At 68.7% G+C, this 17796-nt stretch carries 11 protein-coding genes and 1 pseudogene; 7 read left to right on the top strand and 5 right to left on the bottom strand.

Annotated features, from left to right (window positions below):
* The first annotated feature begins 43 nt into the window (after window positions 1-43).
* Window positions 44-880 (top strand): tRNA pseudouridine(38-40) synthase TruA, encoded by an 837-nt coding sequence (truA, locus tag AMYNI_RS0112705; RefSeq protein WP_245574172.1) that lies wholly within the window; start codon window positions 44-46, stop codon window positions 878-880.
* 971 nt (window positions 881-1851) lie between these two features.
* A pseudogene (locus AMYNI_RS48140) lies at window positions 1852-2591 on the top strand (IS5 family transposase).
* Between the two features lie 4 nt (window positions 2592-2595).
* Here AMYNI_RS48140 and AMYNI_RS0112700 read toward each other — a convergent pair.
* Window positions 2596-3318, bottom strand: coding sequence for a hypothetical protein (locus AMYNI_RS0112700; protein ID WP_026360385.1), 723 nt, complete (start codon window positions 3316-3318; stop codon window positions 2596-2598).
* Window positions 3315-4496: a type VII secretion protein EccE gene (gene eccE / locus AMYNI_RS0112695; protein ID WP_040406820.1), complete on the bottom strand. Its 1182-nt coding sequence runs from the start codon at window positions 4494-4496 to the stop codon at window positions 3315-3317. Before eccE ends, AMYNI_RS0112700 begins: the two co-directional genes overlap by 4 nt.
* A 500-nt stretch (window positions 4497-4996) precedes the next feature.
* On the opposite strand from eccE, the gene eccB reads away from it, so the two are divergent.
* Window positions 4997-6634 (top strand): type VII secretion protein EccB, encoded by a 1638-nt coding sequence (gene eccB, locus AMYNI_RS0112685; protein ID WP_084628364.1) that lies wholly within the window; start codon window positions 4997-4999, stop codon window positions 6632-6634.
* Window positions 6635-6832: 198 nt separating this feature from the next.
* On the opposite strand, the gene AMYNI_RS0112680 is transcribed toward eccB, so the two are convergent.
* Together AMYNI_RS0112680 and eccD are read right to left on the bottom strand one after the other, a co-directional pair.
* Window positions 6833-8476 carry a type VII secretion-associated serine protease mycosin gene (locus AMYNI_RS0112680; RefSeq protein WP_026360384.1) on the bottom strand — a complete coding sequence of 548 codons (1644 nt, stop codon included), beginning with the start codon at window positions 8474-8476 and terminating at the stop codon, window positions 6833-6835.
* A gap of 15 nt (window positions 8477-8491) precedes the next feature.
* Window positions 8492-9886, bottom strand: coding sequence for a type VII secretion integral membrane protein EccD (gene eccD, locus AMYNI_RS0112675; RefSeq protein ID WP_020668392.1), 1395 nt, complete (start codon window positions 9884-9886; stop codon window positions 8492-8494).
* Between the two features lie 296 nt (window positions 9887-10182).
* Between eccD and AMYNI_RS0112670 the strand changes: the two genes are divergently transcribed.
* From AMYNI_RS0112670 to AMYNI_RS0112655, 4 genes are all read left to right on the top strand, one after another.
* Window positions 10183-14202 (top strand): type VII secretion protein EccC, encoded by a 4020-nt coding sequence (locus tag AMYNI_RS0112670; RefSeq protein ID WP_026360383.1) that lies wholly within the window; start codon window positions 10183-10185, stop codon window positions 14200-14202.
* A gap of 37 nt (window positions 14203-14239) precedes the next feature.
* Window positions 14240-16216 (top strand): type VII secretion-associated protein, encoded by a 1977-nt coding sequence (locus AMYNI_RS0112665; protein ID WP_026360382.1) that lies wholly within the window; start codon window positions 14240-14242, stop codon window positions 16214-16216.
* Window positions 16217-16553: 337 nt separating this feature from the next.
* Complete coding sequence (locus AMYNI_RS0112660) at window positions 16554-16874, top strand: WXG100 family type VII secretion target (protein WP_020668389.1); 321 nt, start codon at window positions 16554-16556, stop codon at window positions 16872-16874.
* 43 nt (window positions 16875-16917) lie between these two features.
* A complete protein-coding gene (locus AMYNI_RS0112655; protein WP_020668388.1) occupies window positions 16918-17205 on the top strand; it encodes a WXG100 family type VII secretion target in 288 nt (95 codons plus the stop codon).
* 69 nt (window positions 17206-17274) lie between these two features.
* Here the strand turns inward: AMYNI_RS0112655 and AMYNI_RS0112650 are convergent, their stop codons facing one another.
* On the bottom strand, window positions 17275-17796 hold the full coding sequence (locus AMYNI_RS0112650) for a DUF4333 domain-containing protein (RefSeq protein WP_020668387.1): 522 nt from the start codon (window positions 17794-17796) through the stop codon (window positions 17275-17277).

Below are 17796 nucleotides of genomic sequence, written 5' to 3'. Positions count from 1 at the left end.
GAACGAGCCCGCCACTCCTGCTGGGGAGGGCGGGCTCGTTCGTCTGCGTCTCGAGGTCAGCTACGACGGCACGAACTTCTCCGGCTGGGCACGGCAGCCCGGCCTTCGCACCGTTCAGGGCCTTCTCGAAGAGGCGCTGGCGAAGCAGTCTCCGGGCGCTTCGGTGCCCAAGTCCGTCGTGGTGGCCGGTCGAACCGACGCCGGCGTCCACGCCACCGGCCAGATCGTCCACGTCGACGTAGCGCCTTTAGCGGGCGGAACGTCCTCGGGGCGGCTGGTAGTGGACGAGCGAGGCATTCCGGACCTCGGCCGGATGCTGCACCGGTGGAATCGCTATCTGCCCGGAGACGTCCGCGTGCTCGACGCGAAGGTCGCGCCCCCGGGGTTCGACGCGCGGTTCTCCGCCATCCGGCGGCATTACCGCTATCAGGTGTCTGACGCGCCATGGGGCGTGGATCCCTTGCGCCGCAACGACACCCTGGCCTGGAACCGGCCGTTGTCGGTCGATGCCATGAACGAGGCGTCGCATGCGCTGCTCGGCCTGCGGGATTTCGCGGCGTTCTGCAAACAGCGCGAGGGCTCGACGACGATTCGCGAGCTGCAGCGCCTTGAATGGAGCCGGATCGAGGAACATCTGGTGGCGGTGGCCGTGTCGGCTGACGCGTTCTGCCACTCCATGGTGCGAAGCCTGGTCGGCGCTCTTCTGCTGGTTGGCGACGGGCGCCGCGACGTCGGGTGGCCATCCGCGGTACTGGCGAGCGGTGTTCGGGACAGCGCGGTCGCTCCTGCGCACGGTCTCACTCTGGTGGGAGTCGACTACCCGCCGGATGCCGAGTTGGCTGCTCGAGCGGACCAGACCCGTAATATCCGCTCTCTGTAGCCCGGGTGTTCGCGCGGGTTGGCGTGACACAGGCTCTGGATATGAGGCGAAGTTCCTTTCGCGGTAGGGAAACCGGACTTGCTGCGATCCGCTTATGCAGCCCCGAATTTCATTTGCTCTGGTAGGCGCTGTCTTTAATGTCAAAAACCCGAAACGCCGACACAGGCAGGTTGACGACCTCTAAATGCCCACCGTCGCAGCGAGATTGGCGGACTCGTCTCAAGATCAACTCGATGTCACGCAAAGAATCGAGAATAAGGTCGGGCAAGTTGGGGTAGATGTTGACTATTCAAACACTGGGAAAATGTAATTTAGAACACAATCTTTCTTGTTTTTGACAGGAATAATTTGGAATTCGTCTACTTGTTTGTCGCTAGAGATCGTGGGTACACTCATTGTCTTGTGCATGTTGCACTGGAACTACGCAGGGGAGTGTACGTGGGTGTAGTTAAGGAGTACTTCGCAGCTAAGAAGAAGACGGGCCGCCGTTTTTTGGCTGCCGTCTTGGTCGGCACTGCACTTGCTAGTGGTGTAGGTGTTCCTGCCGCCTCGGCGGCCGCAAGTGTGGCGATGGAGGGTCCCAGCAGTTATGTAATTGTAAATGGGGCCACGATGCATTCCGCGCCCAGTGTCGATTGGCCAGTGTTCGATCAAGCTGACTACGGCAATGGCTTCGATGCGCTTTGCTGGAACTACGGTTATGTTCCCAATACTGAGCCAGTCTGGGCTTTCGGTGTGCTCTGGGGAGGTGGCGAGGGGTGGATGCGAGTCGACACGCTTCACCTGAACCCGTGGCCCAATAGGTGTAGAATGTAGATTCTAATGGTTGGCCTGTCGTGCTTAGTTTAGCTAAGCGCGACAGGCCAACCTTAGAGGTCGGTTCAGAATGAGTGGGCGTGTCGACTTTGGTGTTGTTGTGGGTGTTCCAGGCTTGCCGGATGTGTGAGTAGTTTGTGACCGACGAGTTGTGAGTGCGATTTGAGCCGTTGGTTCCGGTGCCGCCACGGCGTTTAAGGTATCCGGGGCGCAAGCGCGTCGATGATCGTGCCGCGCTGGAGGACATTCTGTATGTGGTGCGCACCGAGATCGGCTGGAACCGGTTGCCTGCCCGGTTGTTCGGTGCTTCGGGCGACACGTGCTGGCGGCGGTTGACCGAGCGGCAGGAGGCCGGGGGTGTGGCAGGAGTTGCATGAGTGCCTGCTCGCCGTGTTACGCGCGGCCGGGCTGCTGATATGTCCCGTGCGCTGGTGGACTCCACGCACCTGAGCGCACTCAAAACCCCAAGGGGGAGCACACCCGAACCCAGCCCGGTCGACCGGCACAAGCCCGGCTCCAAGCACTGCCTGAGATCACCGACGCCACCGGTATCCCCTCGCGGTCACGCTCCCTGGTGGCAACCACAACGACATCACCCAATTCCTGTCGCTGGTCGGCCATCCATCCGGGGCGTAGCCGGAAGGCCACAACGCCGGCCATGACGCTTCTATGCCGACTGCGCCTACGACAGCGACCTACGCCGCCGCCAGTTACGCACCGGCGGCGTCACACTCGCCGCGGCACCCAACACGGCTCCGGCCTCGGCACCATCCGATGGCCAGTAGAACGCACAATCGCCTGGCTCCGCACCTACCGACACCGCGCCGACGTCCACCAAGCCATTCTCACCCTGATCTGCTCACTCATCTGTTTCCGCAAACTCATATTGAACTGACCTCTTAGTCGCCGCGGCGGACGGGGCCGAGTAGTTGCTGCTCCTTGGCGGTGGTGACCAGGCGCAGCGGGCGCCAGAGGTTCCGGCCCAGCGCCACTACCTGATCGTCCTTCAACGTGGTGAGCTGCCGCATCATCTGCGGCGGCAGCCGCCAGATCCGGGCGGCCAGCTCGGCCTGTCCGACCGGCAGTCGCTGCATCAGCACCAGGTCGGCCGCGTTCGCCGTCGCGCTCGCCTGCGGGTGCAGGTAGGGCAGCACGTACACGGTGGTCTGCCACGGCGACCGTGGCGGGAACAGGTCCGGCGGCGTCGGACCGCCGTCGTTCACCACCAGCAGCGGTGCGTCCTCGGAGGGCCGCGGCAGCTCGACCGGCGACAGCCGCCGGATCTGCACCAGCGGCGACGGCCTGCCGTTCGGCTGGCTTCCGGCCGCCTTCGACAGCACCTGCCAGGCCGCCGGTCGCCCGGTCGCGATCACGACCCAGGCCCCCACCGCCATCGCCCGCAAAGCCACCTGACGGGCCAGGTACAGCCCGCCGACCAGCACGATCCTGGTCGGCGTCGACCGCAGCGCGGAGATCGTCAGCGGTTCGCCCTTGATCCCGGAGCCCAGCACGATCCCGCCCCGGTCACCGGACGGGCTGATCGCGTCGAGCAGCGCCGGGTCGACCGTGAACTCAGGTGCCACACCGGTGTTCTGGCCTGCGTCGCGCACCCGTGAACTCATGCCGTGCCTCCCATCGGCAGCGTCGCGGCAAGACCGTCGACCTGCAGCCCGCGCAGCGGCGTCAGCGTCACGCCGAGCCGGCCCGAAATGCTGGTCAGCCTGCCGTCGGCGGCTTCGAGCTCACGCGGGTTGCGCGCACTCAGCCGGACGACACCGCGAAGCCCGATCTGCCCCTCGTCGGCGGCGGGCGAGATCGACATGGCAACCGTGGCCGACAGCGCCCTGACACTGGTCAGTGCGTTGAGACTGTTGGTGATCTTGCCCTTCGGCCAGCTGGTGATCGCGTAGCTTGCGTGCCCGATGCCGGCCGCCGTCACACTGGTCCAGCTCTCCTGCAGGCTCACCCGCGAGCTCGAACCGGCCACCGAGGTGAGCTCCGAGGCCGAAATACCGGCCCGCAGCAGCTCGTCGGGGTTGAGCGGCCTGGTCGGCACGCCACGGGACTCGAGAGCGTTGCGCACCCGGGACAACGCGCCGATCAACGCGCGGTGGGCGCCGACGACGCCGCCACCGCGTTCCCGGACGGCGGACGGGCAGCGGCGCGGGTCGAGCCGGATCGCGACCCAGGTGGTCCGCCTCGCCGCCGCCGGCAGCGGGCCGAGCACCTCCATGTACGAGCTCAGCGCGGGCGAGTCGGCGGGCAACGCGGCGCTGCCCGGGTAGCAGTGCCAGATCATCTGGATCGAGTCGAGCACCACGCCACGGTCTTCGAGGCAGGGTGCCAACGCCGAAAGTGGAAGACTCGGCGCGCTACCGGCCTGCGTGATCAGATCCGGGGTCGGTTCCACCAGCAGCACCGCGGTCCACGTGCCGTCATGCCAGGCGAGCCCGACCTGCTGGCGTTCGTGATCTGTGCCATGCGCCACCACGAGGTCCGGCACCACCAGCCGAAGCAGGTTCACCCTCGCGTCGTCGGGTCCGGTGACCGCGTCCTCTTCGGCCGCGATGGACTCGAGGCTGGACGGGGGCGCCGGATCCGCCACCCGGTCATGGGTGCGGAAGGTGTAGCGGGTGGTAAGTCCAACCCATTGGGTGAACCACTTTCCCCGCCAACGGAGAAAAGCGAGCACCAGTGCGACGGCCAGCACACCGATCGCGACATAAAGCAGGGACTCGTTGATCGCGAGCAGGATCAGTCCCACCGCGAGACCGACTTCCAGCACCACCAGGTTGACCACGGGCAGGAAGCCGAGGTTCACACCGAGCGTGCGGCGGCGGGCGGGCGGGGCCACCGGTGGGACGGGAGTCGCGCCGGACGGCGGTCCCGACGGTGGGCCACCCGGGCCTCCCGGGCCTCCCGGGCCGCCAGGACCTCCAGGTCCGCCGGGCCCACCTGGACCTCCGGGGCCGCCAGGGCCACCGGGTCCACCAGGCCCTCCGGGACCGCGGGGCCCGCCTGGGCCTCCCGGTCCACCGGTGGGGCCGCCTGGTCTGCCAGGTCGCGGCGGCGGCCCAGGGGGCCGTCCCGGAGGTGGCGGTGACCCCGGCGGTCCACCCGGACGTGGAGGAGTGGTGACGGACATCCGCGCGTTCTCTTCCCCTCGTAAGTGCTACGTACCCGGAAAGCCGGTCCCGGGATGCCTGACACTAGCTGGGGTTGGTAGAAACCCACACCAGGACGGTCCCGTACGACTATCCTGCGGAACCGTACCGCGACTGGGAGAGCTGTAGGTCGAGAATGCCTTCAACACCGACGACTAAGTCTCAAGTCCAGGCGTACCAGTTCGTGCTGCGTCGTATGCAGTCGGCGCTGGTCCGCAGGGACGCCGTCATGCTGCACGACCCGATGCGCACGCACACGCGGGCGACCATCGTCGGTGTGGTGCTGGGCATGCTGGGCATGCTCGGCTTCCTGATCGTCGGCTTGCTCAACCCCAAGCCGACGCCACCGGACTCGGGAATCGTGATCGGTGAGCAGTCCGGCGCGGTGTTCGTCAAGACCGCGAACCCGCCCAAGCTGATCCCGGTCTTCAACCTCGCCTCCGCGCGCCTGCTGCTGATGGCTCAGCAGCAGCAACAGGGCGGCCAGGGCGCACCGGCGCAGAGTTCCGGGGCCAAAGTGGAGGATCCGAAGGTCGTACCGGACGAGCAGCTGAAGGACATCACCCGGGGCAAGATGACCGGCATCATCGACGGTCCGCAGTTGCTGCCGAACAAGGACCAGCGGGTGTCGGACGACTGGGGCGTGTGCGATCTCACGAAGATCGATCCGAGCCTGCCCTCCCAGGTCGGCCTGGAGCAGGCCACGACCGAGACCACCGTGTTCGCCGGGGTCCCCAATCTGGGGCGCGAGCTGGGACAGGAAGAGTCCCTGCTGGTGACCGCGGACAACGGCCAGTCCTATTTGATCTACCGGCAAGAGAACAATGTCAACCGGACCAGTGCCAACGCGGTGCGGGCGCGGGTGGACCTGAGCAAGCCGGCCGTGGCCGTGGCACTGCAGCTCAACAAGCAGAAGAGCCGGCGCATCTCGACCGGTCTGCTGAACGCCATCCCGGAGGTCGGTGAGCTGAAGGCCCCGGTGATCCCGAACAAGGGTCAGCGCCCGGCCACCTTCACCGTGTCGCAGTCGCTGATGATCGGTCAGGTGTTCGCCACCACACGAGTCGGCGGCCAGGACGCCTGGGCGATCCTGCCGAACGGTGTCCAGCAGGTGTCCGCGGCAGTGGCCGACTTGCTGCTGGCGGAGAACTCGGGCGGCCGGGTCGGTGCACTGCCGGAGGTTTCCCTCGACAAACTCCAGCAGCTCCCGCTGATCCAGGCGGGAACGCCGGGCGCGCTCGCGGTCGAGGACTACCCGAAGTCGGTACCGACCACATTGGAGCCGGCGCTGACCCCGCTCACCTGCCTCGGCTGGAACATCGTGAACAAGGGCACGCCGAACGAGGACGGGCACACCGCGGTCTTCGTCGGCAGTCAGCTGCCCGGCCCGAAGAACGCACAGGGCCAGTCGCAGGCGATGCCGCTCAGCCAGCCGGGCCCGGACGGGTTCAAGATCAATGGCTTCTACCTGCAGCCCGGCCGGGGTGCGGTGGTGCGCGCCGCCACTTCGAAGGAATCGTTCAACAGTGGACAGATCAGCCTGGTGTCGGATCGCGGGCTGCGGTACGGCGTGCCCGACGTCAACACGGCCAACGGCCTGGGGCTGACCGATCCTCGGCCCGCGCCGGAGGCGATCATCAGGCTGTTGCCGACCGGTGCGTCGCTGAACACCGGTGACGTCCAGAAGAGCTACGACTCGGTGCCGACCGATCCGAAGGCGGGTTCGTTCCCGACGCCCGCTCCGCAGGCCGCGGGAGCGCCGTCCGGCAACTGAAGCCCGGCGGCGGGGAGACCTTGTCGCCAGCAGAACCTGAGCAACGCAATCACGGGGCACGGCCGATATGGGCCGTGCCCCGTGATTGCTGTCTACCGCCTCGGTCACGACGCCAGGAACCGTCCACAGAGGTGACAGAACCCGACGACCCGTTTCGCCCCACCCGCCGTTCGGGACGGGAGGAGCGCGGTTAGCCCGCTAAACGCGCTGGGTGGCGGAGCGGTCGCGGGTGCGGCGGATGGTGTGCACGGTGAACAGCGTGATCAGCAGTGCGATCAGGCCGCCGCCGGTGCCGGCCAGCGCGACGATCATCGGGGTCCAGTCGCGGTCCGACGACCCCGGCATCTCGGGCGGCACCGGCTGGGACGCGGCGGGCGGCAGGTTCTCCTCCGCCGGGATGACCGCGGTCAGCGCGGCCATCGGATTGACCACGCCGTAGCCGACGAAGTTGTCTCGGCCGCTGGCCGCGCCGGGGTGCTGCGCGGTGCTGGTGATCCGCCGCATCACCTCGCGGGCGTTCAGGTCCGGGTACTTCGCCCGCACCAGCGCGGCCACTCCGGCGACGTAAGGCGCCGCGAAGCTGGTGCCCTGGATGTACTGCGGCTCGCCGTTCTCGATGGTCTGGTTGGCCAGGTTCGTCGAACCCTTTGTCGCTGGATCGAGTGAAATAATGTCGGTCCCCGGCGCCGCCACGCTGACCCACGGCCCGTGCACGCTGAATTCCGCGACACCGCCGCTCTGGTCGATCGCCGCCACGGACAGCACGTCGGTGCCGAACCAGGGCGGGGTGACGATCGTGCTCGGCCGGTTCGGGTCAGCGCCGGGCCCGCCGTTCTGCGGGCAGTTCTCGCCGGTGTTCCCGGCCGCGGCCACCACGACCACGTCCTTGTTGACCGCGTACCGCACGGCCGCCTGCAGCCGCCTCTCACCGGCGGAGATGGAGCCGTTGGCGGGCCGGCAGTTGTCCACCGACATGTTGATGACCTTGACCCCGCTGATGTCCGCGGCGTGCCGGACGGCCTGGGCCAGGGTGTCCACGGTCCCCGCGGCGCCTTCCTGGTCCTGCTGGCGCTTACCGCCGCCGCCCTGCTGCGAGCCGGTCTCTTCGTCGCCCGCGGGCTGCCCGCCACCGTTGGACGGCGGCAGCTCCGTCCCCGGCGTCGCGGTGTTCGACGGCGTGCCCCCCTCGGGAGGCGGCTGCTGCCCGGTCGCCGGCGGCTGCGCGGTCTGGCTTTCCTTGGCGGGCTTGTAGTTCTGGCTGGACTGCCGGATGGACACGATCTGCGCGTCCGGGGCCACCCCGCGGAAGGCGATGTCGGGCGGGGTCTTCGCGGCGATGATGCCGGCCACCTCGGTGCCGTGCCCGTCGCAGTCCTCGAGTCCCTGCTTGGACTCCTCCACGTAGTCGCCGCCGGCTTCCAGCCGTCCCGACAGGTAGGCGTGCTCGGTCACCCCGGTGTCGATCACCGCGACCTTCACCCCGCCACCGGCGCTGATGTTGCTCGCCTGCAGCATCTTGTGCACGTCATCGATCTGCAGATGGCCCTGGCCCCACGGCCTGTTCCGCAGCACCACGGTCTCGCCGAGGTTGCGCGTGACGCACGCCGTGCCCTTTTCGTAGGCGCGGTCCGGCTTCGGCGCCGCGTCCGGCGGGACCTGGCTCTCCTGCACCGGCGGCGGAGTCGCGTAGTACTCCCCGTCCTGGGCCTGAGCCGTCGCGGTCAGCGGGCCCACGCCGGGGCCGAGCATGCCGATGGTGGCCGCCAGCAGCACGGTCGCCGTCCTGCCGGTGGGGCCGGACGGGCGCACGCGCGTCCGGCTATTCCTGCGTGCGGGTGCCATGAACGACCGGTCCGATCACTTGAAGGAGATGTGCCGCAACGTCGAGTAGAGGTCCATCACGGCGAGTGCGAGCGGCAGTACGGTCGCGATGCAGATCGCCTCGATGATCTCCACGGTGCGCCGCATCGGCGGCGAGAACCGCTGGTTCGGGAAGATCACCCCGACCACCAGCGAGCCGGCCGCGATCAGGATCAGCGCGCTGAACACCCAGAGCAGCCTGCCGAACGCGTCCTCCACGCCGAGCCAGGCCAGCAGGATGCCGCCGGCCGAGACCATGCCGGTGGTCAGCAGCGCGATCGCCTGGCTGCCGTTCGCGTAGGACCGGGCCCGCAGCAGCAGGACCAGCGTGGCGACAACGCCCATGATGATGCCGAACACGGTGGACGAGGTGGACGCGATGATCGCGGCGACCGCGGTCGCCCCGCCACAGCCGATCAGCAGGCCGGTCATGTAGTTGTGCGCGACGTTGGTCCGGCGCTCGATCGCGGTGTAGTCCGGGAAGCCGGAGTCCTCCTTGAGCTCCTCCGCGTTGCCCGGCACGTGCGGCAACGGCAGCTTGGCCAGCCAGATGGTCGCCCTCGGCAGGATCGAGATCAGCGCCAGCGAGACCGCCGCGGTACCGGCCGCGATCCCCGGCGCGGGGTGCGCGATCAGCGTCGCGATGAGGAAGGCGATGACTCCGATCAGGCCGGCCGTCGCGGCCGCGATGAACGTGGTGATGCCGGCGCCCATGACCATGATCGCCACCGCTGCGACGATCACCACCAGGCCGCTGCCCAGCAGCAGGTTCGCCCGTACGGAGACCCCGGGCACGATGTAGAAGCCGGCCACGAAGGCGAGCGGGAGCCCGCCCGCCGCGGCGATCAGCACCCCGGTGGCCTCGGCCTGGTAGGCCTTGGCGAGCACCGCGCCGAGCGACACGCAGGCGATCGCGCCGACGCCGCCGGTGATCGCGGACGCCAGCGCGCTGCCGCCGTAGAGCGAGCCGCCCATGAACAGCGCCACCGCGGCCAGCACCAGCGCGAGCCCGCCGGCGATGTGGCCGATCCGCCGCGCGGTCTCCTTGGTCCACGGCCGGAAGCTGTCCGGGTCGGACTCGGCGATCGCGTCGACCACATCGTCATAGAGAGGAGGGGGCGGGTTCTCGTTCCGGCGGCGCAGCTGCAGCAGCTCGCCGTCCACGACACCGAGTGACGCCAGGGTGCGGCTCGGGTCCAGCGGCGCGTCGCCCAGCTTGGCCAGCGCCCAGCCGCCGTGCCTGGCGCCGCCGTCCGGGGTCGCTTCTCTCGCCATCTCGAGCAACATCGGCAGCAGGTCGGCGACCGCGACATCGGCCGGTAGGGCCACATCGATCCGGGTGCGTGGGGCCACCACCGTGACCCTGCTGAATACCGTCGTGCCGGTTGCCACTTCCTTGCTCCCCTACCTGGACAGAATGCTGCGAGTACTTATACCGGACTCGGACGACCCGTATCGTCGCCTTACCGGAAATGCCGGGCGAGCTCCATTGCGCGGTCAGTCTGCCATGTACGACCTGCTGGTACTCCAAGCCGTGACTCCCCGGCCGGACTTCGCTGGTGACGGTTTCGGCGGGAGGAGAATCGGTTGGGCGGTCTGTGCCCCCCGACCGCTGGTGATTCGCTAACGTGTGGGGCGGCCGTGGACCTGGTGTCCACCGTCGCCGAGTTGAATGAGGGGTCTTTTCGGTGAGCACGCTGCAGTTCAAGAAGTCGCCGCGCCTTGCTGCTCCGCGTCCACCCGGTGGGGAGGTTCACCTCGAACCGCCACCCGAGGTGCCGAGGACCATCCCGGGCAGCATCGTGATGAAGCTGATGCCCGTCGTGATGGTGGTCGGCATGGTCGGGATGATCGCCTTCATGTTCATGAGCGGCGGCGGGGCGGCGCTCCGTAACCCGATGTTCATGATGATGCCGCTGATGATGATGATGGGCATGGTCGGCATGTTCGCCGGCGGCGGCAAGGGCGGCGGCGCCAAGAAGGCCGAGATGAACGAGGACCGCAAGGACTACCTGCGCTACCTCGGCCAGATGCGGGACAGGGCCAGGGAGGCCATGGCCGACCAGCGCGCGGCGCTGGAATGGGTGCACCCGGACCCGCAGACCCTGTGGTCGCTGGCGGCGTCGCGGCGGATGTGGGAGCGCCGGCAGAACGACCAGGACTTCCTGCACCTGCGGGTCGGCCGCAGCTCGCACCGGCTGGCCACCCGGCTGGTGCCGCCGCAGACCGGCCCGGTCGACGAGCTGGAGCCGATCGCCACCCTCGCGCTGCGCCGGTTCGTGCGCGCGCACTCGATCGTGCCCGACCTGCCCACCCAGATCACCCTGCGCGGGTTCGCCGCGGTCAGCATGCAGGGCGAGCGCGAGCTCACCCGCGGCCTGGCCAGGGCGATGATCGCCCAGATGGTCACCTTCCACAGCTCCGACGACGTGCTGATCGCGGTGGCCACCGCGGGTCGCGCCAAGGAGGAGTGGGAGTGGGCGAAGTGGCTGCCGCACGTCCAGCACCCCGAGCTCTCCGACGGCATCGGCCAGCTGCGCATGATGGCCGGTTCGCTGGCACAGGTCGAGCAGTGGCTCGACGGCGAGCTGCGCGACCGGCAGCGGTTCTCGCGCAACGCGACCCCGTCCCCGGACCAGCCGCACGTGGTGATCATCATCGATGACGCCGAGGTGACCAGGGAAGAGCAGATCATCCTGGAGGAAGGCCTGGTCGGCGTCACGCTGATCGACCTGTCCGACTCGATCGGCAACCTGCCCGCCCGCCGTGGTCTCCGGCTGGTCGTGGAAGAGGAGCGCCTCGGTGCCCGCAGCGCGGGCGGCGTCGAGTGGTTCGGCCGCCCGGACAAGCTGAGCCTGGTCGAGGTCGAGGCGCTGGCCCGCAAGCTGTCGCCGTACCGGGTCGGCACCGCCGCGCAGGAGGCGAACGAGGACGAGCCGCTGCTGTCCAACCCGTCGCTGCTGGAACTGCTCGGCATCCCGGGCGACCCGATGACCTTCGACGTCCAGCAGGCATGGCGGCCGCGGCCGGTCCGCGACCGCTACCGCGTCCCGTTCGGGGTCGGCGAGTACGGCCAGCCGGTGGAGCTGGACATCAAAGAGGCGGCCATGGAGGGCATGGGCCCGCACGGCCTGTGCATCGGCGCCACCGGTTCCGGTAAGTCGGAGTTCCTGCGCACCCTGGTGCTCGGCATGCTCGCCACGCACTCGTCCACGACGCTCAACTTCGTACTGGTCGACTTCAAGGGTGGTGCGACCTTCCTCGGCTTGGACGAGGCGCCGCACGTCTCCGCGGTGATCACCAACCTCGCCGACGAGGTCACCCTGGTGGACAGGATGAAGGACGCGCTGGCCGGCGAGATGAACCGCCGCCAGGAGGCGCTCAAGAACGGCGGCAACTTCAAGAACGTCTGGGAGTACGAGAAGGCCAGGGAGAACGGCGCCGACCTGGACCCGCTGCCCGCGCTGTTCATCGTGGTCGACGAGTTCTCCGAGCTGCTCTCGGCCAAGCCGGACTTCATCGAGCTGTTCGTCGCCATCGGCCGGCTTGGCCGGTCGCTGCAGATGCACATGCTGCTCGCGTCGCAGCGGCTGGAAGAGGGCAAGCTCCGCGGGCTGGACTCGCACCTGTCCTACCGGGTCGGCCTGAAGACCTTCTCCGCGGCGGAGTCCCGTGCGGCGATCGGTGTGCCGGACGCGTTCGAGCTGCCGTCGGTGCCCGGTGGCGGGTACCTCAAGTACGACACCTCGACGATGGTCCGGTTCAAGGCGTCCTATGTGTCCGGTCCCTACCGGCCGTCCGGGATCAAGACCGCGGGCCCGGTGGCCAGCGTGGTCCGGGCGGACAAGCGCCCGCAGCTGTTCGTGCCGGACTTCGTGGAACTGCCCGCCGAGCCGGAGCCCGAACCGGAGCCGCTCGAGCCGAAGAAGGAGGAGCGGCAGTCGGAGGAGGCGGTCGAGCCGAGCGAGCTCGACGTCATCGTGAACCGGCTGATCGGCCAGGGCCCGCCCGCACACGAGGTGTGGCTGCCGCCGCTCAAGGAGCCGAACTCGCTGGACACCCTGCTGCCGAACCTCAACCCCACCGAGGACCGCGGGCTTTCCCCGGTCGGCTTCTTCGGCAACGGCAGGCTGCAGGTCCCGCTCGGCATCGTGGACCGGCCGTACGAGCAGCGGCGTGACCCGCTGTGGGCGGACTTCTCCGGTGCCGCCGGGCACGGCGTGCTGGTCGGCGGCCCGCAGTCGGGCAAGTCGACCATGCTGCGGACCCTGATCATGTCGATGGCGCTCACGCACACCCCCGAAGAGGTGCAGTTCTACTGCGTCGACCTCGGTGGTGGCACGCTCGCCGGGCTCGCCGACCTGCCGCACGTCGGCGGGGTCGCGGTGGCAAGGCGGGAACCGGACAAGGCGCGCCGGATCATCGCCGAGTTGAACGGGCTGGCGAACGAGCGCGAAGGCCGGTTCGGTGCGATGGGCATCGACTCCATGGCCGAGTTCCGCAACCGCAAGCGCCGCGGCGAGATCAGCGCGGAGCAGGACCCGTTCGGCGACGCGTTCCTGGTCGTGGACGGCTGGCGCGCGCTGCGCGACGACTTCGACGAGCTGGAGCCGGCGATCACCAAGCTGGCCGTGCAGGGCCTCACCTACGGCGTGCACGTGATCGTCGCGTCGAACCGGTGGGCGGACATCCGCCCGGCGATCAAGGACATGCTCGGTACCCGCTTCGAGCTGCGGCTCGGTGACCCGAGCGAGTCCGACATCGACCGCCGGGTCGCGGTGAACATTCCGGAGGGACGGCCCGGCCGGGGGCTGACCAGGGACAAGCTGCACATGCTGACCGGCCTGCCGCGGATCGACGGGTCGAGCGACGCGGAGGACGTTGGTGCCGGGGTGGCGGACGCGGTCGCCAAGATCAAGGCCGCGTGGACCGGCAGGCCGGCGCCGAAGGTGCGGCTGCTGCCGGACGTCATGCCGTACGAAGAAGTGCTCGCGATGGACAAGAAGCGCGACACCAAGCTCGTCCCGATCGGCGTCAACGAGGAAGAGCTCGCGCCGGTCTACCTCGACTTCGACGCCGACCCGCACTTCATGGCGTTCGCGGACGGCGAGTCCGGCAAGACGAACCTGCTGCGGCAGATCGCGCGGGGCATCACCGACCGCTACACGCCGCAGGAAGCCGTCATCGTCCTGGTCGACTACCGGCGCACCATGCTGGGCTTCCTGGAGGGCGAGCAGCTGCTCGGCTACGCGGTTTCGGCGAACCAGCTGGACTCGATGATCGGCGACATCGCGGGTTCGATGTCACGGCGGCTGCCGGGCCCGGATGTCACTCCGGAGCAGCTGCGCAACCGGTCCTGGTGGACCGGGCCGGAGCTGTTCGTGATCGTGGACGACTACGACCTGGTGGCCACCCAGAACAACAACCCGCTGCGGCCGCTGGCGGACTACTTGGCGCAGGCCAAGGACGTCGGCCTGCACCTGATCGCGGCCCGTCGCACCGGTGGTGCGTCGAGGGCCCTGTACGACCCGATCCTCGGCAAGCTCAAGGAGATCGCGGCGCCCGGCATCGTGATGAACGGGTCCAGGGACGAGGGCGTGCTGCTCGGTAGCGTGCGGCCGGGCCCGATGCCGCCCGGTCGGGGCAGCATGGTCAGCCGCAAGGTCAGCAAGCAGCTGATGCAGGTGTCGTGGATCCAGCCGGAGTGACCGCGTTTAGCCCGCTAACTGCACCCGGGGCTGCCTTGTGACGTTGCGGGTGGCGGTGGACTTCGGCACGTCCAGTACCTGTGTTGTCGCGTCGATCAACGGGCGCGAGCCGCAGGTGGTGGTGGTCGACGGTCAGCCGCTGATGTCGTCTGCGGTCTACGCGGCCGCGGACGGCACGCTGTTCGTCGGCCAGGAGGCCGAGCGGCAGGCGGCGATGGACCCGTCACGCTACGAGCCGCATCCCAAACGCCGGATCGACGAGGGCGAGCTGCTGCTCGGGGACAGCGTGCTGCGCGTCCTGGACGTGGTGCACGCGGTGCTCGAGCGCGCGGTCAGCGAGGCGAGGCGGCTGGCCGGTGGCGCCGACGTGGACCTGCTGGTGCTCACCCACCCGGCGGACTGGGGCGCGGTGCGCACCCGGCTGCTGCGGCAGGCGGCCGGTCGGCTCGCGCACGAGGTGGCGCTGGTGCCGGAGCCGGTGGCGGCCGCGGTGTTCCACGCGGCGACGTTCGCGGCCGCCGACGTGAACCAGGAACGCACCGTCGAGTTCAGCGGCAGGCCCGGCGACACTCTCGCGGTGCTCGACCTCGGCGGCGGCACCGTCGACGTCAGCGTCGTCACCCGCGCCCCCTCCCGCCCTGGCGCGTTTAGCGGGCTAAACGCGCCAGGGGACCAGGGCGGGCGTCGGGGTGGCTTTCAGGTGCTGGCCACTCGTGGCGACCCGAGCTGGGGTGGTGCGGACGTCGACCAGGCGCTGCTCGAGCACGTCGGCGGGCTGGTCTCGTCGGCAGACCCGGATGCGTGGCGGCAGCTCGTCGAAGGCCGGGAGCTGGCCGACCGGCGCCGGCGGCGGGTGCTGCACCAGGACGTCCGCGGCGCGAAAGAGACGTTGTCCAGGCATGCCTACACCGACGTGCCGATGCCGCCACCGTTCTCCGACGCGCATGTGACCAGGGAGGACCTGGAGCGGCTGATCGCCGCGCGGCTGGGCCGTACGGTCGAGCTCACCGTGGCCGCGGTGGACGACGCGGGGCTGCGGCCGCAGCAGCTGACCGCGATCTTCCTGGTCGGCGGGTCCAGCCGGATCCCGATGGTGTCGAGGCTGACCCACGAGCGGACCGGCGTGGTGCCGACCACGCTGGACCAGCCGGAGACCGTGGTCGCGCGTGGCGCGCTCCGGGCGGTACAGGTCGATTCGGACCGGACCGGCGCGCTGCCCGGGACCGCGGCACCTCGCCCTGGGGCACCGCGCTCGCCCGGCGAGCAGCGCACCGAGGTGGTCCGCCCCGGCGATGTCCCACGTCCCGCCTTCACCCCACCCCGCCCACCTGCCCCGCCGGGCGCGTTTAGCCCGCTAAACGCGCCGCGCGGGGGGCCGCAGGGTGGGAGGCCGTTGGTGGCATCGCCGCCTCGGGGGGTGCCCGCGGCAGCGGCGGTCGTGCCGGAGGGTGGCAGGAAGCGGCCTGGCAAGGTGCCGTGGCTGGTCGGGGGCGCGGTGCTGCTGGTCGCTGCCGCGGCGGCGGTGCTGGTCGTGGTGCTGAACAAGGACGAACCGCCGCCACTGGGACGACTGGTCGCCCAGTACGACTATCGGTTCTCCGTGCCGACCGACTGGGTGCAGACCGGCAGCGACATCCAGGCCAACGACGTGCAGGACCGCCGGGTGGTGGTACGGCCGGACGACGCGCAGACCGGCCCGGACCTGGTGTCGGTGCAGGAGTACCTGCTGGACTACGACGCCTCGGCGGACCGCGCCCGCTGGGCGAACGAGCTGCGCGGCTCGGCCGAGCGAGCGGGCCCGGAGTACTCCGGTTTCAATCCCGAACTCGGCTTCGCCGGGAAGACGACCGTCTACTACCGCCAGGTGAAGACGAACTGGGTGGTCGACTGGTACGTCGTCGCCAAGGGTGATGTGCAGGTGAACGTTGGCTGTCAGTACGCGGCCGCGATTCCCCGTGAACGAGTGCTCGCATCCTGTGAACAGATCGTGCGCACCCTCGAGATCACCCGATGAGCGCGTGCCGCGAAGGCTGGGCGGGCTCCACCAAAGAGTGAAGAGGCGAGGACTTTCGCAAGAGCGAATCGTCGCCCGCCGCGGCCGAGTCGTTCTCGTGTGGATTCCTGGAACGACGGAAACTGTTGTAGCGCAAGGGATTTCTCCCCTTTTTTCGGGTGCTGGACGGGTGGCGGGATCGAGCCGGCCGAGTCGGTTCCAGGTCGCGGCGTTCACTTCAGCAACTACTTGGCCGGGGATCGCGACAAGGCGGAACCAACCATGGCATGGTCTTCGTCGTAGGCCCGTACCAACAAACGAAGCACGGGCAAACCACTAACGAAGGGGGTAGCTCCCAATGGCTCAAGGCTTTACCGGGGAAGTTGCACAGTTCACCCAGGCCGAGAAGGACGTCAGCGCCACCCGCGCTGAGATGGACCGCAACCTGAATGCGCTTCAGGACAAGATCGAGGCCACGCAGGCCGGCTGGGATGGCCAGGCCGCCGTCGCGTTCCAGAACGTGATGATGCGCTTCAACGAGACCGGCCGGAAGCTGAACCAGTCGCTGCAGGGCATCGGTGAGCTGCTCGCGCAGGCCGGTTCCACCTACCAGGCCTCGGAAGAGGAGCAGCAGACCTTCGTCAAGAGCTTCAACGAGGGCTTCGGCGTTCTCGGCTGATCGACTTTCATCCCACCCAGACTTTTTCGAAACGGAGTATTAAATGACGATCAAGGTTGACTACGCCACGATCAACGCCGCGGCGGAGGACTGCAAGAGCACCGGTGGTGAGCTGGAGGCCCTGTTCGGCGACCTGAAGAAGCAGCTGAACCCGCTGGTCGAGACCTGGACCGGTAGCGCCCAGACCGAGTACCAGGCCCTGCAGAAGCAGTGGGACGACTCGTTCACCGAGCTCAAGCAGCTCCTCGCGCAGATCGCCACGGCGCTGCCGCAGATCGCGGACGGCTACCAGAGCACGGAGAGCAGCGTTACCAAGCTGATGGGGAACTGACCAGAGTAACCCCAGTCAAGAACCGGTTCCGGCATCGCGCCGGAACCGGTTCTTTATGTTTTCGGACGTTTACTTGGGTGCGCCGACCTCGAATTCCGGCTTGTCGTTCAGCACCCGGATGGACACCTTTTTCGGCTGTCCGGCCAGGGTGATCGAGCAGTCGAACGTGCTGCCGGCCTTGATCGGCTGGTCCGCCGGGCATCGCACGTCGCGGACATCGCTTTCCCCGAAGCTCTCCCGGAGCACGGTCACCACCCCGTTCTGCACGGAACCTTCGTCGAGCACCTCGCCCTGGAAGGCGCCGAGCGCCCAGGCTGTGGCGCCGCCGGCCAGCAGGACCACCACCACGCCCCCGCCGATGAGCCACGGTTTCTTGGAGCGCGGGCCTTTCGCCTGCGGTGCCTGACCGAATGCGCCCAGCCCACCGTACGAAGTGGACAGCTGGAAGCCGCCGCCGTACCCGCCCTGCGGAGGCGGGGCCTGCCCCGGATATCCCTGTGGCGGATAGCCCTGCGGCTGCTGCCACTGCGGCGCGTTCGGCTGCCCGGCCGGCGGCTGCCACCACCCGGGCTGGCTGGGCGGCTGGGTCAT

Origin of the sequence: Amycolatopsis nigrescens CSC17Ta-90 (assembly GCF_000384315.1) — a bacterium.
In the GTDB taxonomy this organism is placed as follows: Bacteria; Actinomycetota; Actinomycetes; order Mycobacteriales; family Pseudonocardiaceae; genus Amycolatopsis; species Amycolatopsis nigrescens.
The sequence above is the reverse complement of the archived record's forward strand: the minus strand, read 5'-3'. Positions and strand labels throughout refer to the sequence as shown.

What these genes read in the sequence shown, in the direction of transcription:
- AMYNI_RS0112700 (WP_026360385.1), bottom strand. Translation starts at nt 3,318, where the DNA reads ATGAGTTCACGGGTGCGCGACGCAGGCCAGAACACCGGTGTGGCACCT.
- eccB (WP_084628364.1), top strand. Translation starts at nt 4,997, where the DNA reads ATGCCTTCAACACCGACGACTAAGTCTCAAGTCCAGGCGTACCAGTTC.
- AMYNI_RS0112680 (WP_026360384.1), bottom strand. Translation starts at nt 8,476, where the DNA reads ATGGCACCCGCACGCAGGAATAGCCGGACGCGCGTGCGCCCGTCCGGC.
- AMYNI_RS0112660 (WP_020668389.1), top strand. Translation starts at nt 16,554, where the DNA reads ATGGCTCAAGGCTTTACCGGGGAAGTTGCACAGTTCACCCAGGCCGAG.
- AMYNI_RS0112655 (WP_020668388.1), top strand. Translation starts at nt 16,918, where the DNA reads ATGACGATCAAGGTTGACTACGCCACGATCAACGCCGCGGCGGAGGAC.
- AMYNI_RS0112650 (WP_020668387.1), bottom strand. Translation starts at nt 17,796, where the DNA reads ATGACCCAGCCGCCCAGCCAGCCCGGGTGGTGGCAGCCGCCGGCCGGG.